This is a genomic window from Vibrio hangzhouensis (assembly GCF_900107935.1).
GTDB lineage: Bacteria > Pseudomonadota > Gammaproteobacteria > Enterobacterales > Vibrionaceae > Vibrio > Vibrio hangzhouensis.
Genome location: NZ_FNVG01000008.1, coordinates 21,864 through 41,020 on the forward strand (window position 1 = coordinate 21,864; position 19,157 = coordinate 41,020).

The 19,157-nt window shown below is 46.2% G+C and carries 14 protein-coding genes; 4 read left to right on the forward strand and 10 right to left on the reverse strand.

The features are described from left to right. Window positions 1-41 precede the first annotated feature (41 nt). Window positions 42-1,292, forward strand: coding sequence for a D-amino acid dehydrogenase (locus tag C4S60_RS09765; RefSeq protein ID WP_103880163.1), 1,251 nt, complete (start codon window positions 42-44; stop codon window positions 1,290-1,292). A gap of 420 nt (window positions 1,293-1,712) precedes the next feature. Here the strand turns inward: C4S60_RS09765 and C4S60_RS09770 are convergent, their stop codons facing one another. The 6 genes from C4S60_RS09770 to C4S60_RS09795 all read right to left on the reverse strand — a co-directional run bounded on the left by C4S60_RS09770 (window position 1,713) and on the right by C4S60_RS09795 (window position 11,360). Next, entirely contained in the window at window positions 1,713-3,344 is a 1,632-nt protein-coding gene (locus tag C4S60_RS09770) for a tetratricopeptide repeat protein (RefSeq protein ID WP_103880164.1), read from the reverse strand. 11 nt (window positions 3,345-3,355) lie between these two features. Further along, window positions 3,356-4,705 (reverse strand): tetratricopeptide repeat protein, encoded by a 1,350-nt coding sequence (locus tag C4S60_RS09775; protein ID WP_103880165.1) that lies wholly within the window; start codon window positions 4,703-4,705, stop codon window positions 3,356-3,358. Between the two features lie 404 nt (window positions 4,706-5,109). Beyond that, window positions 5,110-5,868, reverse strand: a complete 759-nt coding sequence (locus tag C4S60_RS09780; protein ID WP_103880166.1) for a DeoR/GlpR family transcriptional regulator — start codon at window positions 5,866-5,868, stop codon at window positions 5,110-5,112. A gap of 31 nt (window positions 5,869-5,899) precedes the next feature. Continuing rightward, a complete protein-coding gene (locus C4S60_RS09785) occupies window positions 5,900-6,565 on the reverse strand; it encodes an HAD family hydrolase (RefSeq protein WP_103880167.1) in 666 nt (221 codons plus the stop codon). Window positions 6,566-6,636: 71 nt separating this feature from the next. Continuing rightward, a complete protein-coding gene (locus C4S60_RS09790) occupies window positions 6,637-10,296 on the reverse strand; it encodes a hybrid sensor histidine kinase/response regulator (protein WP_103880168.1) in 3,660 nt (1,219 codons plus the stop codon). After that, window positions 10,293-11,360, reverse strand: coding sequence for a response regulator (locus C4S60_RS09795; RefSeq protein WP_103880169.1), 1,068 nt, complete (start codon window positions 11,358-11,360; stop codon window positions 10,293-10,295). The genes C4S60_RS09790 and C4S60_RS09795 overlap by 4 nt, the downstream gene beginning before the upstream one ends. Before the next feature lie 151 nt (window positions 11,361-11,511). On the opposite strand from C4S60_RS09795, the gene C4S60_RS09800 reads away from it, so the two are divergent. Then, window positions 11,512-12,543: an AbrB family transcriptional regulator gene (locus C4S60_RS09800; protein WP_103880170.1), complete on the forward strand. Its 1,032-nt coding sequence runs from the start codon at window positions 11,512-11,514 to the stop codon at window positions 12,541-12,543. A gap of 86 nt (window positions 12,544-12,629) precedes the next feature. On the opposite strand, the gene C4S60_RS09805 is transcribed toward C4S60_RS09800, so the two are convergent. Both C4S60_RS09805 and C4S60_RS09810 read right to left on the reverse strand, forming a co-directional pair. After that, entirely contained in the window at window positions 12,630-13,547 is a 918-nt protein-coding gene (locus tag C4S60_RS09805; RefSeq protein WP_103880171.1) for a pseudouridine-5'-phosphate glycosidase, read from the reverse strand. Next, a complete protein-coding gene (locus tag C4S60_RS09810; RefSeq protein ID WP_244183077.1) occupies window positions 13,541-14,650 on the reverse strand; it encodes a PfkB family carbohydrate kinase in 1,110 nt (369 codons plus the stop codon). Before C4S60_RS09810 ends, C4S60_RS09805 begins: the two co-directional genes overlap by 7 nt. 213 nt (window positions 14,651-14,863) lie before the next feature. Here C4S60_RS09810 and C4S60_RS09815 point away from each other — a divergent pair, with 213 nt between their 5' ends. Next, window positions 14,864-16,006 carry an HD-GYP domain-containing protein gene (locus tag C4S60_RS09815; protein WP_103880172.1) on the forward strand — a complete coding sequence of 381 codons (1,143 nt, stop codon included), beginning with the start codon at window positions 14,864-14,866 and terminating at the stop codon, window positions 16,004-16,006. Here the strand turns inward: C4S60_RS09815 and C4S60_RS09820 are convergent. Both C4S60_RS09820 and C4S60_RS09825 read right to left on the reverse strand, forming a co-directional pair. Continuing rightward, window positions 16,003-16,767 carry a DeoR/GlpR family DNA-binding transcription regulator gene (locus C4S60_RS09820; protein WP_103880173.1) on the reverse strand — a complete coding sequence of 255 codons (765 nt, stop codon included), beginning with the start codon at window positions 16,765-16,767 and terminating at the stop codon, window positions 16,003-16,005. The genes C4S60_RS09815 and C4S60_RS09820 overlap by 4 nt on opposite strands. A 55-nt stretch (window positions 16,768-16,822) precedes the next feature. After that, complete coding sequence (locus tag C4S60_RS09825) at window positions 16,823-17,554, reverse strand: glycerophosphoryl diester phosphodiesterase (RefSeq protein WP_103880174.1); 732 nt, start codon at window positions 17,552-17,554, stop codon at window positions 16,823-16,825. Window positions 17,555-17,796: 242 nt separating this feature from the next. Here C4S60_RS09825 and ugpB point away from each other — a divergent pair, with 242 nt between their 5' ends. Continuing rightward, a complete protein-coding gene (ugpB, locus tag C4S60_RS09830; protein WP_103880175.1) occupies window positions 17,797-19,104 on the forward strand; it encodes a sn-glycerol-3-phosphate ABC transporter substrate-binding protein UgpB in 1,308 nt (435 codons plus the stop codon). Window positions 19,105-19,157 lie beyond the last annotated feature (53 nt).

Consider the following 19,157-nt stretch of genomic DNA (forward strand, 5'->3'; position numbering starts at 1 on the left):
TTACTCATTCTTAGCAAAATTCAAAAGTGTGAGAAGCCATAGTGAAAGTTGTTGTATTGGGAAGCGGGGTCATCGGCCTGACAAGTGCGTGGTATCTGTCTCAGGCGGGCTTTGACGTAACGGTTGTAGACAGACAGTCCAGAGCGGGTGAAGAGACCAGTTTCGCCAATGCCGGGCAAATTTCCTACGGATATTCATCACCTTGGGCAGCACCCGGCATACCAGCCAAGGCTATCAAGTGGCTATTTGAGAAACACGCTCCACTTAAGATCAAGCCAAGCCTGAGCCCGGAGTTGATACAATGGGCTAGTCAGATGCTCATTAACTGCCAATTAGACAGATATAAAGTAAACAAGTCCCGCATGCTTACCATTGCCAATCGAAGTCGTGCCTGTTTAGCTCAGCTAAACAAAGACCACAACCTCCAATATCACGGACGTACTCAGGGTACCCTGCAGATATTCCGCTCTCACAAGCAACTCGAAGCTATTGAGAAAGACATGGCGTTATTATCTGAAAGCGGTACTCGGTTCCAGTTATTCGATGCGAAACAGTGCTTTCAGCAAGAGCCCGGACTGGCAAACATGGATGGCGAACTGGTTGGTGGACTTTACCTACCCGACGACGAAACCGGAGACTGCTACCTTTTCTGTCAGCAGTTACAACAGATGGCAGAGCAATCCGGTGTTAAATTCCTGTTCGATACTAAAATCAATGCTCTGATTACTGAGAAGCGCCGTGTTGTCGGTGTGGCAACCTCTAACGGTACCCTCGCGGGAGAGCACTTTGTGGTGGCGTTGGGCAGTTACTCAAAGGCCTTGTTACAGCCACATGGTATTGATCTTCCGGTTTATCCAGTCAAAGGCTACTCCCTCACCCTCCCCATTGTCGACCCGCGCCACGCGCCATCCTCGACCATAATGGATGAGACCTACAAAGTTGCCCTGACCCGGTTTGATGATCGTATTCGTGTGGCGGGCACCGCTGAGTTAGCCGGATTCGATCCCGCCCTTCCCGACAAACGCCTGGCGACCCTCAACCACGTGGTCAGCAGTTTGTTTCCTAAAGGTGTCAATCTGGATAGAGCCGACTACTGGACCGGTTTTCGCCCCATGACACCAGATGGCACTCCGATTATCGGCAAAACTCAGCTCACCAATCTGTACACTAATACCGGACATGGCACCTTAGGTTGGACAATGGCCTGCGGATCCGCGGATATACTCACGGAGTTGATTGCCTCCGACGGACGCCAAGTAATAACAGACCTGAGCGTGGAGAGATACTTATGATCACTAGCAAGTGAAGTTACATTGGGAGAGACGCATCACGGTGCTCACAATCCAGTCTTCAAGGAGACACGGCACCATTTTTACTATCTTGGTCCCAAAACACACGCTATTGTGACCAAGGTACTGTATTTACTCCTTCTTTTCGCTTTTTAATACATCTGACCAAACAGGCTGCAACCTAAACGCATGGCTTGGCGGCCTTTACTCATTCTAAGCGACCGTTAGCAAAATCAGATTAAGTGACACCAACAAACATGAAAAATGGCCTAGCGAAAGGCTAGACCATCTTGGGTGTTGGAGCAGTGCAAAAAAGTAAAGCAACTAAGTTGTTTGTTACTTTTTAATGGTATGTGTCCTTCTAGACCTGTTTGCATTCATTTAGTCAACGCTTCGAAGAATATATAGCCAGCTCGTCAGTATTTATAATTGTTTAATAATACTTTCATTAGCCATAATAAATTCATTATGGAGTTCATTAAGAGTCTGCTGAGCTATGAGGTTAACCTTCGAGCTCGGTAAAGCGGGATCTTTTCCTTGAAACCTTTCCACTACTCTTTCTTTATAGCTTTTGGTTGTCTGCGTCGTTATGTTGCTAGTATGAGCAAAATATGTGATCACGTCATTCCACTCTTGACTGGTTAATTCCAGAACATCCAAATTATATCTCAACTTTTGCGTGTACCTTTCCAAAGTAAAGTGTCTATCGATTGCTAGTACTAGCTCTTGCCTCTTATTTGGTTCAACCTTTTCAAATACTTCGTTTAACTTTGCCATTAAAAATGTAAGAACTTCCTGACTAGGGTATACATAAGCCAGGGTGTTTTTGAACCACTGTTCAGATTCAAAATGTGCTGTTTCTCGACCCAACTTCCTATTTGAAAAGTTTATCATTTGCCAAGGTGCCGGTTCATGAGGCTTGAGTTCAATACTCTTAGTGTATGCTTCTATCGCTTTTAAATAATTACCTTCATCAAACTGGTGCCTGCCTAGTTGCATCCAACCACCGTAGGATGACGGATAATCATAAAGGTACTGCTCTAGATACTGTACCCTCTTTTGGAAGTCTTCGCAGTCCTCGCATGTAGCCGCAACCCATAAACTAAACTCATTAAAGGGGTTATGTTTTAAACTCATCGCTAAGTGCTCTTCGGCCTCTAAGTGACTATTGTCACGAGAAAGTGCCTCCGATAACTGCATATGCGTCTCCGCTATACTAAACCCCCTATCTAACAGCATGTATAAGATACTTTGTGCCAGTTTATAATCAGGATTATCTTCGCCTATACCAAAATTACCATATAAGTCACGTGATTTAATTAACTCTATTTGGTTCTCTAGAATCGCCCTGCCAAGTTGGTTTTGTGACCTATTCCAGTACTGATCCTTTATGGCTTCCATTGCCTCATATGAACCTCCCCAGCGCACCTGATTGTCATAGATATTTAATTTCGCTAACGAGATATTATTTGGGAATTTCTCATTTGTCGCGTTAACCCAGAACGTTCGATATTCGTCATACTCTTCAGATAGTTTTCCTAGGGATTCCACGCCCATCAAATAACCAAAGGGTAAGTCTGGTTGTATTACAATAGCTTGACGAAAATGTTCTACTGCCGTTAATTGAGCCTTTCTAAAGTAGCTCATTTGATTGATAGACACACTTTTTCTACCGAAGTGGGTTCTTTCCACCCACCCGTCAAGAGAAGATAAGCTACCCATCAGCATATTTGCGTGAAAATTGTCTGCTTCAGTCCCGTACCATTGCTTAAGGGCATCAACAAACTCTTCACGCAAATTCGGAGTATCTTTATAAATAGAAAGGCATTTTTGTTCTTGTTGATAGTTAGACGTAAAGCCCTTTCCGCACTGCAACAGAATTCGGTCAACGGCTGGATAGTCTTGAGCAATAATACTCTTTCGTAGCTGACTAATTTGATTCGATAGTGCACTATCGACACTTATCTCATCTTCGCTTGCTTGAGTTACTCCTACTGATAGTGCAATTAGCGCAAAAGCAACACACTTATTCATTTTCAAGTAAATTTTCGGCATGATCGCTTCCTTTAGTATGCTATTCCTTGTTTAATGAATACGATAATATCTTCATTTTCTGAGTATATTTTCTCCCAACCATCACCACGTTCAAGAATATATACCACTTCATAACCTAGTTTTTTAACCGGCGTGATTAGTGACGAGTTTTCATAAGATTGAGTTCCATCATCGATAACACCCATTGGCAATTTACTCAATGTGCTAGCTAATTGGTCAAGCGCATATTTGTTACTATCCGAATTATCGACTTGTAATGATTTCAAATACCACACTAAAGCGGTTCCGTAGCTTTGTTCCACTCCTTTCCCTTCCGCATAGTAGTGTCCGATGAAATTCATCCCTCGAAAATGACCTTGATTAGCTGCTACTTGGAACCATTTCAATGAATCTGCGATATCTTTTTCGGTCTTATTTTCCTTTTTAACTATCATCGTTCCTAGATAGTAACTTGCGGGGGCAAAACCAAGCTCTGATGATTCTTCTAGAAGAGCAATCCCTTTTAAATAATCTTCTTCTGATGCTTTCTCTTTTATCAGAATCAAGCCCAATTGATACTTAGCAGTCGCATGACCAGCACTACCACGTTCATACCAGTATTTTGCATTTTCTAAGTCATTGTCTAATTGGTATCTATTTCCATTAAGGAACTGGGCTGTGATGTGTCCTGACTGCCCCGCCCTTATGAATAACTCATCTGCTTTAGCTCTGTTTTTCTCCACCCCCATACCATTTAGATGAATTTTTGCTTGGTAATAAAATGAATTGTGGTCATAGGTTTCTGATTGCTTCAACAAAGTTAACGCGTATTCTGGATCGCTATCAACTCCTGAACCTGTTAGGTAAAGCCTTGCCAACTGTGTAGTTGCACAAGGGTGTCCTTCCAAATGTGCAGCTTCAAGCCAACTTACTGAAATGGAGAGATTCTTTTTTACATGTGTGCCTTGCATTGCGCGCATGCCAAACAAGAATTGTGCAGGTGAATACCCATTTTCTGCTGCGCGCCAATACCAATAGAGTGCATCATGATCATTTTCAGCCACTTGATAGCCAATGTCATACATAACCCCTAACCTGTATTGAGCTGCCCCATCATTCTCTTTGGCTTTATCTAGCAGTTCCTTAAACGTGTAATTTTGTACTTCATTTAAGCCGATAGGATCTTCAATTCCACAATAGTCATAATGACGGAAACCAAAAATTCTCACATTTTCAGTGGTTACCATTGGAACGATAAGCTTTTCATTTAAAGATTCTGAAAAAGTAATGCTTGTATCACTTTTCCCTTCATGCCCATTATCCGATGTACAACCAACAAACAAAGTAATCAGTAAAACTATCGGTAACTTTTTTGTGATCATGCAATATCCCTATTGACACTAACTATGATATTTCGAATAGACAGCGATTGAACACTTAAGACTCATCCAATGTGGTGCGACAGGTTTGCAAATAGAATCAAATATCACGCATATGTCATTGAATTAAAGAAAAAATTTTCCCTATTTATTTAAGCGCACACACCTAAGCATGATTTGTTCAAAGTGATATCAATTCAATTGTTAAATATGAATTTCTTGACTGAAGGTTTAGTTTACAAAAAAAAGACCAGAGTCATTTAATGCCAGGTCGGTTTACGTCGTTTATGCGTAAAAAGCTATATATTTAATGAATCATTTACCACAGGAATAAATACACCAGAGTCCATAAACAAAAAAAATCCCCAAACATTGTTATGCTTGGGGATTGCTTTTCTGCTTCGGGATTAGCACACCTGCAAATCCACCTCATTTTGCTCCAGTATATCCACCAGTTCCTGGGGTGGCATTTCGTCGGTGTAAAACGCGTCTACTTGTGAGATGTGGCCGAGATTAACCATGGCACCACGATTAAATTTGGTGCTGTCGGCGGCGAGAATGGTCTGTCCTGAGCAGGCGATGATGGCCTGAGCTATTCGAACCTCGGAAAAATCAAAATCCAGCAGGCTGCCATCTTCATGGATACCGGAAATTCCGATAATGCCGTAGTCCAGACGAAACTGTTCTATAAACTCTTTGGCTGCCTCGCCGATGATACCGCCGTCTTTATTGCGGATCTGTCCGCCCGCCACAATAACCGTAAAGTCATCTTTCACACGCAGAATGTTGGCGACATTGATATTGTTAGTGACTATCTTCAGATCCTTGTGCTCAAGCAATGCGGTAGCAACCGCTTCGGTGGTGGTACCGATATCAATAAACAATGAAGAAGAGTTAGGAATGCGTTTAACCAACTCTCTGGCAATGCGGTTCTTTTCGTCCTGATAACTGACTTTACGCGCTGAATAAGCCTCGTTCTCGGTACTGGAATGAAGCGATGCGCCACCGTGGTGACGGGTCACCAACCCTTGCTTAGCCAGATCATTGAGATCTCGGCGAATCGTCTGCGGGCTGACACCAAACACTTCGACAAACTCTTCAGTATTCAGAAAACCCCGCTCTGAAAGCATGGCCAATATTTCTCTGTGACGTTGTGTTTGCTTCACAGCATCGCTCCATATGAGTGTGTAATTATTCCTATGCGATAGTATAACTATCTGATAGTTCTTGGTATACCTCGAATAATGAAGTTCTGGTTTGCGCATTTAGCGCTTTGACATCGTCACACGGTGCAACCAGGTCGGGAATTTGATAAGTGTGCATGGACGCTGCGACGGCTGCTTTCACACCATTATTTGAATCTTCAAACGCCAGACAGTGCTCTGACGCCACGCCTAAGCGACTCGCTGCTAAGTGGTAGATTTCTGGATCGGGCTTACCGCGTTTAACCTCACAGCCGGTCGCAAGGCAATCAAAGTAGCTATCCAGCCCCGCCAGCTTCAGTTTCACTTCGGCCACATTACGATGCGTAGAGGTGGCAACGGCCAGAGGGATGTCCTTCGATTTCAGCCAATCCAACAACTCAATCACACCATGTTTTTTGGGAATCGCCTGATGAAACACCACAGAATCATAGCTCTTACGCCACTCCTCATTGATCACCTTATAGTCGATGATATCGTGATAAGCCTCACCCAATTTGGCGTGAATGGTTTTGGAATTGCAACCAATGATCGACAGATAGCTCTCTTCAAGAAAAGGCACACCCAAGGTGTTGCACGCTTTCTCAAAAATGCGTTTACAGACATTCTCGGTGTCGAGAAGGAGTCCATCCATATCGAAAATTGCTGCTTTGAAATTCATTATTAACCCTACTTACCCCTAAAAGGGGCGAGTATACCAGACTCCTAATGATTAAGGGGGAGTATTGTTGTTCAAGCCTTACTCCCTGCTGGCAAAAGATTACCGTGCTGAGTTTCTATACGTTTTTCATGCTCTGTCAGAAGATGAGTGATTTTCTCAAAGTCATACTGCCCCAACGCAAATTTCAGGTCGTTAATGGTTTGCTGATTCAGTCCGGTTCCTGACAGATAATCAGAGTCGCTAAGATGATCCACGATCTGAGTATCGAACTCAGTTGCCAAATCAATAAGCGCCTTGAGGTGGGTACGTCCCTGCTCAGTTACCGAAAGGCTGGCATCACTAATTGTCTGGGATTGATGAGGAACTTTTAGATGCTCAACCAAAGACCGAATCGTTGTATCCAGTTCTTTATTCAATTGCACTAACTGGGGTTCAACCCCTTCAGATTCACCATTATTAAGGCATCGCTCAATTTGCTCGCAAATTTCTGAAATTCTCGTAAGACCAATATTTCCCGCTGCGCCTTTGAGTGTATGCAGTTCAAATGGTAATTGTGATGACTCTTCTGTGCTAACTAACGGAAACCTTTTTTGTCGATACTGTTCCAAGAAACGAGACAGTAATTTCAGATACAGTTTATGATCGCCACCAACGGCCTTTAGCCCAAGTCCGGTATTGATACCTTCGATGTGGCTAAAGTCGGCTGCCTCGGATGACGCTTTGCGTTGTGACGGTGTTATCCAGCGCGCCATTACCTCGAACATCTCCTCAAGAATGATAGGTTTACCTATGAGGTCATTCATACCACTTTGTAATGCTCGTTCTCTGTCCCCAACCAAAACACTAGCAGTCATAGCTATAATAGGTAATGTATCCAGTGCCAGTTCACTACGGATGGTACGCGTAGCTTCATAGCCATCCATAACCGGCATTTGACAATCCATCAGAACGCCATCGAAGGCTTGCTCTTTGAGTATTTCCACGGCCTCAAGTCCATTTTCAACCACCGTCACCTTGACCCCTTTGGACTTCAATAGCTCTTTAGCCACTTCCTGATTAATTACGTTGTCTTCGACAATCAGGATGTGACTGTCAGATAGCGCATTCACAGCCTTTGAAGTGGTGTTGGAGTGAGCTCTGTGACGATGGGTTGTGACTTCGCCATCTAACACGGCAGAGACTAATGCGTCATGCAGAGTTGATGCGGTAAAAGGCTTTTCAAGCACGTTGTCAGCCTGCATGTCGGTGGACTCAAGCGCATCTATGACGTCGTCTTGTCCGCTAGCACACAACACCAGAAGCTTCGTTGTGAGCGCTTGTGGGTAAGCTTCTCGGAATTTGAGCAGCAACTGAGTGTTATCTGTAGCATCACTGCGCCAGGCGTACAATAAGACGTTAGGAAACGTGGTTTTGTCTTTATGTGCTTCAGCAAGGCTCTCCAGCGTTGGGTAACACGCGACTTTACATTGGATCCTTTCAAGCTGACTCAAGGTAACACGGGATGATTCCTCTGAACCATCGACAAGGGCAACACTCTGGCTTTGAAGTTTAGGCGGATATAAGACTTGTCGCTCGGATTCAATGGTGCCAAATTGCAATGTGAAGCTGAAGCGGGCACCTTCCCCTAAACTGCTCTTAACAGCGATCTTGCCACCCATCAATTCAACCAAATTTTTGGTAATGGCCAATCCTAAACCTGTTCCGCCGTATTTGCGCGTCGTAGAAGAGTCTGCCTGTGAAAAAGATTCAAACAACGAATCAATCTGCGACTCAGACATCCCAATCCCCTCGTCCTCCACCGAAAACAGAAGCCGGCAACTCTTTCTACGCTTCAATTCAGTCGATATTTTTATCGTCACAACACCTTGGTCGGTAAACTTGACGGCATTGGTGGCCAGATTAGTCAGTACTTGTTTTAACCGCAACGGATCACCAATGAGATAAGAGGGTACATCCGGTTCCACATCAATCACCAACTGAAGTTGCTTACGCTTAGCACTATCGTCAATCAGATTAATGACATCATCTAAAACCGTGTCCAGCGAAAACTCCACCGTTTCTATTTCGACTTTCCCGGCTTCAATTTTGGAGAAATCGAGTATGTCATTGATCACACCCAATAGTGCCTGAGCAGAATGGTGAACTTTGTTAATGTAGTGACGCTGCTTGTTGTCGAGGTTCGTTTCCAAAGCCAGATGACTCATGCCAATAATAGCGTTCATTGGTGTTCGGATTTCATGGCTCATGTTGGCCAGAAAGTCCGATTTCGCCTGACTGGCGTTCTGAGCCCTCACGTTACTCTCAGCCAGTTCTTCCGTAACAGTATGAAGCTCTTTTTGTGACTTTCTGATCAGGTAGGCTAATAACAGGATGGCTAATGTAAACAGAACGCCTCCATACGTCGTCATGTTCGCTAAACCTCTTGCCTCCGACATTTCTTTGAAACGGCGATTACGAATTTCCAGAATAGCACTGTCAATTTCGATGGCCGAGTCCACCATTTGTTCAGCAATTTGATCGATGTTATTTGAGACTTGCATCAGTTGATGGAACTGTTGCAAATATAAAGTCAACGCGGGATCTAGCTCAGTCAACAATGCCTTTTCGTCAAGCTCAATCAACATGCCCTTTAGGATCTCTGTTCTCTGAATCCCCCTCTCCAACAGGGTAATTACGTTTTGCGCATGAATGGTTTTTGCTTCAGGAGAAATGGCGAGTGAGAAATCCCTGTCGGTCTGTCTGGCGGAATCAATTTCCTGTGTGAGTGCGGTAATACTGTTAGACAAATTAATACGTCGAACCATGAAATTCTGTATTTGGGCTACTTTCGCCTGCGCTCGTTCAAACACCAGGCTCTCATTACTTCTTAAATCCAATGCGGCCTGCGCCAGGTCAAACGCGACTCGGGTAAAATTGGCCAGCTGAGGATCATCTAGCCGCAGGTTTTGTGAACCCGATGACTCTCTGAATGCCGTTAAGTTCTGGAAGTACTTTCTTTCTAAGCTGATCAATTCATTTAATAGCTCACGACTCCGACTGTCTTCGATTCGGTCATTAAGAAAATCCAGATATCGTGCGATCTTATTTAACTCTGCTTTGCTGAGGTGGTATTCCTTCAAGTTTCCAGAAACCAGAAAATCTTTGGCATGATTACGCGCCGACTCGACTGCAACAGAAAGTTGAAACGACGTGGTAGAGTTTCGTGAGATGTCACTCATTGATTGTCGCAACTGAGTGACCTGTTCCTTGTCATACTCAATGTATTTCACCTGCAAGGTGTGGATCGCGTCAGCAATTGCACTGGCGGTTCTCGCCGCCGAAACCATCTGCGCACGCTTATCCAGGGAGATTTGCGACAAACTGACATAGTTTTGAAAATCGACACGATAATTCGTGATTTGACTCACCAACTCCTTGGTGCCGGAGCTGTCTTCATGTCGCTCCAAATGAAACGTTTCCGACAGTTTCAGTGCCTCAGTCATATAATCAAAAGCGGTCTCAGCTTCTTTATCCGATAAATCCCGGGTAAAGGACAATTCATGCAGGCGGGCCCGATCCAGTGTAAGCAGCAGCTGTCCGGCCCCTTCATATCGATCGACTGAACGAAAGAGCTTGTCCAGGCTTATCCACGCCGCAAGCCCGACACACAGCAGCAATACCAGAACAATCAAAAAGCCTGCTGCAATCTTATTTGATGTCAATATAGAATGTTTAACGCTGCTTGAATTCATTGTCTCTCCATGACTTGACCAACCGCCTCATCGGCGAAAGTCCGCTTTATTTTTTCTATTTCAGACTCAAGCGAAATAAACACCTCTACAAGCTGAGGTTCGAAATGTTGGCCTGACTGCTGACAAAGGTAATCAAATGCGTCTGCTGTGTTCCATGCGGCTTTGTAGGGCCGCTCGCTGGTTAATGCGTCAAACACATCCGCAATGGCAACGATACGTGCTGAGAGAGGTATTGCCTTACCGGCAATACCTCTAGGGTAGCCACTGCCATCCCATTTTTCGTGGTGGTACAGAGCCACTTCCTTAGCAAGATCAATCAAAGGAGAACTGTGCTTTCCTAGAATCGCCACTCCGTACTCAACATGACGTTGCATCTCGTTCCATTCGGAGGAATCCAGTCTGTCCGTTTTCAGCAACACGCTATCTGCAATACCGATCTTGCCGACATCATGCATCGGTGCCGCTTCATAAAGCAGCTCAACCCACTTGGGATCGGCCCCAATCTTCTCTGCCAATAAACGGCTGTAGTGACTCATTCGAACCACATGCATACCTGTTTCATTGTCCTTGTACTCAGAGGCCCGCCCCAGGCAATGAATGATCTCTCTCTGTGTCGTCTTAATGTCTTCGGTTCTTTTTTGAACTTCTCGCTCTAACTGCCTTTTCTGGTGGTGTAAAGCCAACTGTGCGGCAACTCTGGCCCGAACGATAGGCGGACTGACTGGCTTTATAATGTAGTCAACAGCCCCTAGCTTAAAACCTCTCGTTTCGTCTTCTACCTGGCTCTTGGCCGTCACGAATATCACCGGTATGTCGCGAGTCAACGGATTGAGTTTGAGGGTCTGACACACTTCGTAGCCATCCATCTCAGGCATCATTACGTCTAACAGAATAATGTCTGGCTTTGGGGTACGCTCGGCAATTTTTAGGGCAATACGACCATTAATGGCCACTTTGACCCGATAACTATCGGAGAGTATTCCATTGAGTACGTCCAGGTTCTCGGGGGTATCATCGACAACCAGTACCGTAAACCTATCGTCCTTATAAGGTTCAGCGCTCATTTCCAACCACTTACTTGTCTTTTTTATCAGTAAAGTATTGTTTGGTTTGGATAAATATCAAGTCTCATTTGCTTAAGGCTGGAGTAATTCGTGGGATGAAGATGTAAATTAGAGTACAATTCGATCAATTGTTGTAATGGATCTTTTTTACATGGATGTATACAAAACCATCGTAGTTGGGCTCTTTGGCGCTCTTCTAGGAAGCCAGTTACCCATACCCCTGGCCGAACTGTTTGCCGCGGCACTGGTTGTGGTGGCGTATCTGCGCCTGACCAAAAAAAATCTAAGGTTGCCCACTGCCGTATTGACCACCATCCAGATCATCCTTGGGGTCAGTATCGGTATTACTGTCCAGCTTTCAGAGCTGATTGACTCTTTCTCTATGCCGCTATTTGTTGGGCTAATACTCTGTATGCTGTCGCAGACAAGTGTTAACTTTGTCTGGTTATATAAAAAAGAAAAGTGGACACCGTTTGAGTCACTCCTTGGCGCAATCCCTGGCGCGATGGCGGCGATACTGATGATCAGTGAGGAGCAACAAAAACCTTCTCCGAAAATCATATTCTCCCACTCTATTCGCTTACTGTTGCTAGTCGTACTGGCCGGATTTATCGCGACCACCGGGGATGGCACTTCACAGCTAAGTCAAACCTTATCTCCTTCTCAGATACCACATTTGGCACTCTTAGCACTGGCGAGTTACCTGCTAGGTAAAGCTGTAGGAAAAATCGGTGTACCTGCGCCGTTTCTGCTCACCAGTTTATTGGTAGCGGCGCTCTACAACGCGCAGTTTCCAACGCTCCAACTTGTGATTCCCGAGAGTCTGATCATGGTCGCCACCGCGATCTTAGGTGTTCTGATTGGCTCACGGCTGGCACCAACAACTCTGAAACAGGCGCTCGAATACTCTAAAGCAGGCTTCATCGTCACCCTACTTGGTGTTAGTGTCACCGTATTTTACGCCTGGCTGTTTAGCAGCCTGACAGGAACTGACTGGGAAGTACTGCTGCTCGCCTGGGTTCCGGGTAGTGTGGAGGCAATGACGGCGGTTGCTTTACTCTTGGGCCTTGAACCGGCTTTTGTGGCAATAAATCACGTGATGCGATTGATGATGTTGTATATGATGCCAGTCGTCCTGAAATCCCCCCTACAACGCTTAAGTCGAATAAAGGATCTGTTTTAAGTCTGGCCTCAGCCTTCCAAGATCGAAAAAGCCCCACTCTGGTAAATGAGCCTAACCAGAGCGGGGCTAAATTGACGTTATTTTAATTATGCCTGACAGTAAGATTTTGCGATTTCTGCGCCCAAACGAGCGTTGTTCAGGACTAGCTGAATGTTTGAATCCAGACTGTTGCCACCTGTTAATTCGCAGACTCGCGCAAGCAGGAACGGTGTTGATTCTTTACCGGCAATGCCCTGCTCCTCAGCTTCAGCCAATGCCTGCTCGATAGCGCCATTAATGGTTTCAACTGGCATGGCGTATTGCTCTGGAATAGGATTCGCAATCACTGCACCACCAGCGAGATTCATTTCCCACTTGGCTTTAAGAGCAACCGCGATCTCTTGCGCAGAATCCAGACGGTAGTCGATGCCATGTTCGCTTTCTCGTGTGTAGAAAGCAGGCAAGCTGTCGGTCTGATAGCCAATCACCGGTACACCCTGAGTTTCAAGATATTCGCGAGTCAGAGCCAGATCCAAAATCGATTTTGCACCCGCACATACTACGGCAACGTTGGTGTTCGCCAATTCTTGTAAGTCCGCAGAAATATCAAACGTTTCCTGAGCACCACGGTGAACACCGCCAATACCACCAGTTGCAAACACGCGAATACCCGCCATTTCAGCCAAAATCATAGTGGCTGCCACGGTTGTTGCACCATCTTTCTCACCTGCCACCATGAATGGGATATCACGACGACTAACTTTAGTTACGGCCGTTCCAGCTTTACCTAAATACTCGATCTGCTCTTTGTCCAATCCAACCTTCAGGCGACCTTTGATAATAGCGATAGTCGCCGGAACGGCGCCAGACTCACGAATGGTCTCTTCTACCAACAATGCTGTTTCTACATTGCGCGGGTAAGGCATACCATGAGAGATAATCGTCGACTCGAGTGCAACAACAGGTTTGTTTTCCGCCAGTGCCTGTGCGACTTCTGGTTGAATATCTAGATATTTCTCTAACATGTGGATTCCTCTATTAGGCGATAAACCGCCTTTTCAGACATAATTGAATTGATGGTCGAGTTGGACTGCAATGCCAGTCTTGCGGCACCTAAGGCAAACTCTACACTGGTTGCCCAATCCCAACTCTGTAAATAACCATGGGCTAAGCCCGCCATAAGTGCATCGCCGGCTCCGGTCACATTATTGACCTGAGTTTTAGATGCGGAGATAAAGTGCCCCTGCCCTTCATCACTTGAATATGCGCCCTCTTTCCCCAAACTGATCAGCAATCGCTTTACGCCCATACTATGTAGCTTGTTCGCGACATCTGGTAGTTGCTGCGGGTGCTCGATTTTGCACTCCGCCAACAACTCAGCTTCTGACAGGTTAGGCTTAAGGGTATGAATGTATTCCAAATACGGTTTGATCTTGCCGGCTTTGACTGAGGAGACCGGATCAACAAATATGGGCTTATCGGCGTGCGCATGAAACAGATAATCCAGCGCTGACTCACTGAGGTTGGCATCCAGGACAATTGCTGATGAGCGATTTAGCATCGCAGCGCGTTTGGTTAATTGCTCAACGTTTAACTCATTAATCAATGACATATCGTTAAGCGCCAATTGGAGCTCACCACTGGGATCGTGAATGGATAGATAAGTACTGGTTGCTTTGCCCGGTACGATCAAACACTGTTCAACGCCAATGCCGGCGGTACGGCAAGACTCCAGAAGTTGCTCACCCCACAGGTCGTCACCAATGGCACCGATAAACTGGACTTTACTGCCAAGTCTGGAGAGATTGTCTGCAATGTTGCGGGCGACGCCCCCTGCTCCTGATGTCAGAACGCCGGGATTAGAATCACCCATCAACAATTCTGAGGTTGAACGTCCACACAAGTCCATGTTTGCACCGCCAATGACGGTAGCAAAACGTTCGGGTGCTATTACATAGCCCTTGCCCTGGATAAAACCTTTTTTAGTGAGATTCATGATATGCCCCGCCACGGCACTGCGGCTGAGATCCAACATCTCTGCTAGCGTGTTTTGGGCAATCATCGGGTCTTGCTTGATAAGATCTAAAATCTGTTGCTCGCGCTCGGTCATAAACATTTGTCCGGTCATACAAACTTTTGTTTGGATGATAATGCGCCCCTCAAGGGCAGGCAAACGTTTTCTTTGCTCAACTTGCGATCGTGATAACCTGATCACAGAAAAATCGACCCGGCACGAGATACATGTGCTTGCATTGTCATGTGTGAATGAAGTCACTTGAACTGGTCAACTTGTGCTCGCTACTATCCCAATAACCATATAAAAATTAATGATAAGAAATGTATGGATTATATTGATTGTATTGCCAGCACCAATCGTGCTCTGAGTTGCCGTAACGGCATCGATGAGCTGTTTAACACCCTCAGGAAAAAGTACCCTTTCCTGTCACGCCTCTGCGTGTCTGTAACATCGGGTAACCACCTTGAAAACTTCCACGTTATCGACCATCAGGACACCAGCGATCGCTTTGATGTGATTTCCATGTGCAGTCAACACTGTCAGCCACTGATTAAAATCATCGAAAATCAGGAAATCCGCGTGGTCGCCGATCTGAACGAACTCAGTGACAACGAACGCAATGTGCGCCTAAAAGGTTTAGGCCATAGAAGCAGTTTCACCATGGGTCTGAAAACCGACCGAAAAAACGGCGCATTGCTATTTTTTAACGCCACCCAGCCCGATTACTTTAACGATGGCGCGCTGCACGCCGATTTGCTGTTTGTGAAAGAAGTGATTGTCAGTTTGCTGTGTCACGACCAATATAAACACCAGATGTTTCTGCAAGCGCTAAAACTGGCGCTGAAGATCAGCCACAAACGGGATCCAGAAACTGCAGATCACCTTATGCGCATGAGCCAGTACAGCAAATTGCTTGCTGAGCTGCTGGCAAAGAAGCTGCCCGTCGACCACAGGTTCATTCAATGGATAGAACTGTATTCCCCTTTCCACGACATCGGCAAATATCGCATACCAGATCACATTCTATTTAGTCCACATCGTTACACGGCTGAAGAAAAAGCCATCATGGATAAGCATGTCGAATATGGTATCGATATTATCGATGACGTGCTCAACAACATCGATGTCATGACGGCGAGTAGCGCTGAAGTCGGGTTTCTGAAAAATATTATCTACTGCCATCATGAACGCTTCGATGGCCAGGGATATCCCTCAAAAACCTCTGGAGTCGATATTCCTCTGGAAGCCAGAATCATCACCATCGCTGATGTCTTTGATGCCCTGCTGAGCAAACGCAGTTATAAACACGCCTGGAGCATGGATGAGACCCAGCAATATATCGTCAATCAAGCGGGATCCGCATTCGATCCCCTGCTGGTAGCCACTCTGCTAGAACACATTGACAAGTTCAGAGCGATCTACGAACAGTTTCCCCCTGAAGCCGATTCAGAGGAAAATGTCGCCTAATCCGCACCGTTTGCTGACCCGAAAATTCGGTCGAATACAGTCAGGGGGGCGACTCTCGCACTGGCTTTACATTGCCATTTTGAGCTATTGGCGACCAGCCATTTTTGCTGTGCCCCCGCTATGATGGCTTGACTGACAGCAGCTTCGCGTAACTGGTGCTCCATCGCAAACTCTGTTGGCTCTGCCTCAAGCGGAGGCAGATCGGGTGTCCGGGCTCCACCAGCAATTTTCATCACCGAGGCACAACTAATGATGCCGACGTCAGCCGAAAACTGGCCAAAGAAGTATCCGACATTATCACCAACGACATCACCATCGTTGGTTCTGAGTTTGCCTCCGGGGATCCAGGTCTCGATGTGGTCGTGTTGAGCAAGAATGTGTGCCGCCTGAAAATTGTTAGTGACCACCCGCAGTTCTTTGTGATTCCCTAGTAATGCCGCAATGGCGGCAATCGTCGTACCAATGCCAAGAAAAAGCGTACAGCCGTCCGGAACCTGTTGAACGACCCGCTCTGCAATCCGCTGCTTCTCACTAAGATTGGTGGCACTGCGCGTTGTAAAGCTACGATTGGTCAGGGTTGCTGGCAAACTCACGCCGCCGTGATGACGGCGTGCCAGTCCAATCGCACACAGCTCATTGATATCGCGCCGAATGGTTTGAGTCGTGACATTGAAGAGAGCCGACAAACCATCGATGGTGCAATATTCCTGTTGTTGGATCAGGTCAACGATCCGTTGCTGCCGCATGCTCAAGTTGTGCATGTTTAACTACCACATTCTGAATTCTGAGAAACTCCGACTCCATAGTCGGGACAAATTACTCCTGAACACAACTTTCATGCTGATAGTTTTGCGGAACATCAGTGATCATCATATCAACGCCCCATCTCCAGTGTTGTTCCACCAGTTCCGGAAAGTTTGGCGTATAACAATACAGTTGATAACCGGCCGCTTTGACCCATTTCGCGGTTGCTTCATCCAGAAAACGGTAATCACAGTGGACGCTAAAAGCCTGAAGCTCGGTCAACATATCTCGCGCGTTACCCGGAACTTTTTGCCACAATTGTCCTCGACGGATATCTGGAAGCAGGTGCTTCATCAGCATCAGTGCTTCGGTCTCAAAACTCGAAAACAGCAGCAAATCACACTCTGCACCGACATCCTCAATAACCCTTTTAACCGCTTGGCACAGCAGTTCTGCACTGTCCCCTTCATGAACTTTCAGCTCGATATTAAGTTTAACCCTGTGCCTTTTTGCAAACATCAAGGTTTCCGCTAACGTGGGAATTCGTTCATCACGAAATTGCTCATCAAACCAAAGGCCCGCATCCAGCTTTTGCAGTTGAGAGAGTGTTAAAGCCGCCACATTGCCACTACCGTTGGTGCATCGATTGACCGTTTGATCGTGAATGACAACGGGCACTCCGTCTTGACTCAGCTGGACATCAATTTCGATCCACTCCGCCCCATAACGCACTGCATACTCAAATGCCGCCAGAGTATTTTCTGGTGCCTTACTGGATAGACCTCGGTGTGCGGTTAGTTTCATTGTTTCCCCTGGATGTTCATTTATGTTCACCTGAAGCATCTCAGGGCTATGTGACAGAAATATTTCAATTAAAACAACAAATTATGACAATGGTATCTTTCAATTAAGTTCATTTAACTGTCACTGAAACGTCATTTTCCTAGTCTAACTTTCAAGTGAACATTCAGGGCGGATACACGAAACCAAATGAACATCTGCGCTGACTTTATTGAACTGATACTCAAAACGATAAGGGAAAAGTTATGTCTATTAAGCACCTCACAGGAATGGCGGTTGCCGCCGCTCTCATGAGCACGGGCGCACATGCCAAAACCGAGGTTGAGTGGTGGCACGCGATGGGTGGCGCACTGGGTCAGAAAGTGAACGAAATCGCAGCGAATTTCAACGCTAGCCAGTCTGAGTACGAGATCAAACCCGTCTATAAAGGCAGTTATGCCGAAACAATGACCAGCGCTATTGCCGCGTTTCGCGCCAAAGAGCAGCCGGCTATTGTTCAGGTGTTCGAAGTAGGTACCGCCACTATGATGGGTGCAAAGCAAGCCATCTACCCGGTTTATGAGTTGATGGAAGACACCAAAGAGCCATTCAGCCCTGACAATTATCTTTCAGCGGTGACCGGTTACTACACCACAAATGCGGGACAAATGCTGTCGATGCCGTTTAACAGCTCTACCCCGGTGATGTACTACAACAAAGATATGTTCGCGAAGGCGGGCATCAAATCGGCGCCGAAGACCTGGAAAGAAATGGAAACCGTATCGCGCCAACTGCTTGCCTCGGGGGCCAAATGTGGCTTTACCACCACCTGGCAGTCCTGGACTCAAATTGAGAACTTTGGTGCACGAAATAACATCCCTGTCGCCACCAAAAACAATGGATTTGGTGGCTTCGACACCGAATTCAAATTCAATGCAGCACCCTATGTTAAGCACATTGAACAGATGGGTGAGTGGTCGAAAGAAGGCCTGTTTAAATACGGCGGCCGCCAATCTGATGGCATGCCATTGTTCTACACTCAAGAGTGCGCAATGACGATGGGCTCATCGGCGGGTCTGGCTGGCATTCAGGAAAACATGAAAGACATCAATGTTGGCGTGGCCCAGCTTCCTTACGATGACGAACTTATCGCCAAACCACAAAACACCATCATAGGCGGTGCCTCATTGTGGGTACTTCGTGGTCATTCGTCGCATGAGTACAAAGGGGTTGCTAAATTCTTCACTTACCTGTCTAGCCCGGAAGTGCAAGCAGACTGGCATCAGTTTACCGGTTACCTGCCTATCACCAAACAAGCGTATGAGCTCACCAAACAACAGGGCTTCTACCAAGCCAACCCAGGCACGGATACTGCGGTAGTGCAGATGACATCAACACAGCCAACCGCAAACTCTAAGGGCATTCGCTTTGGTAACTTCCTGCAAACGCGTGACATCATCAATGAAGAACTGGAAGCGGTCTGGGCAGGTAAAGCATCCGCGAAATCTGCACTGAACAACGCCGTTCGCCGTGGTGACGAACAGCTGCGTCGCTTCGAGCGCACACAGAAATAATCCGTAGTCCTTTCACCGTCGCTGCCCTCAATGAGGGTGGCGACTGTTCGGTA

Excerpts from the sequence above, each read along its gene's own strand:
- C4S60_RS09770 (WP_103880164.1), bottom strand. The coding sequence starts at position 3,344 with ATGCCGAAAATTTACTTGAAAATGAATAAGTGTGTTGCTTTTGCGCTA.
- C4S60_RS09775 (WP_103880165.1), bottom strand. The coding sequence starts at position 4,705 with ATGATCACAAAAAAGTTACCGATAGTTTTACTGATTACTTTGTTTGTT.
- C4S60_RS09785 (WP_103880167.1), bottom strand. The coding sequence starts at position 6,565 with ATGAATTTCAAAGCAGCAATTTTCGATATGGATGGACTCCTTCTCGAC.
- C4S60_RS09790 (WP_103880168.1), bottom strand. The coding sequence starts at position 10,296 with ATGAATTCAAGCAGCGTTAAACATTCTATATTGACATCAAATAAGATT.
- C4S60_RS09795 (WP_103880169.1), bottom strand. The coding sequence starts at position 11,360 with ATGAGCGCTGAACCTTATAAGGACGATAGGTTTACGGTACTGGTTGTC.
- C4S60_RS09800 (WP_103880170.1), top strand. The coding sequence starts at position 11,512 with ATGGATGTATACAAAACCATCGTAGTTGGGCTCTTTGGCGCTCTTCTA.
- C4S60_RS09805 (WP_103880171.1), bottom strand. The coding sequence starts at position 13,547 with ATGTTAGAGAAATATCTAGATATTCAACCAGAAGTCGCACAGGCACTG.
- C4S60_RS09810 (WP_244183077.1), bottom strand. The coding sequence starts at position 14,650 with ATGACCGGACAAATGTTTATGACCGAGCGCGAGCAACAGATTTTAGAT.
- C4S60_RS09815 (WP_103880172.1), top strand. The coding sequence starts at position 14,864 with ATGGATTATATTGATTGTATTGCCAGCACCAATCGTGCTCTGAGTTGC.
- C4S60_RS09820 (WP_103880173.1), bottom strand. The coding sequence starts at position 16,767 with ATGCACAACTTGAGCATGCGGCAGCAACGGATCGTTGACCTGATCCAA.
- C4S60_RS09825 (WP_103880174.1), bottom strand. The coding sequence starts at position 17,554 with ATGAAACTAACCGCACACCGAGGTCTATCCAGTAAGGCACCAGAAAAT.
- ugpB (WP_103880175.1), top strand. The coding sequence starts at position 17,797 with ATGTCTATTAAGCACCTCACAGGAATGGCGGTTGCCGCCGCTCTCATG.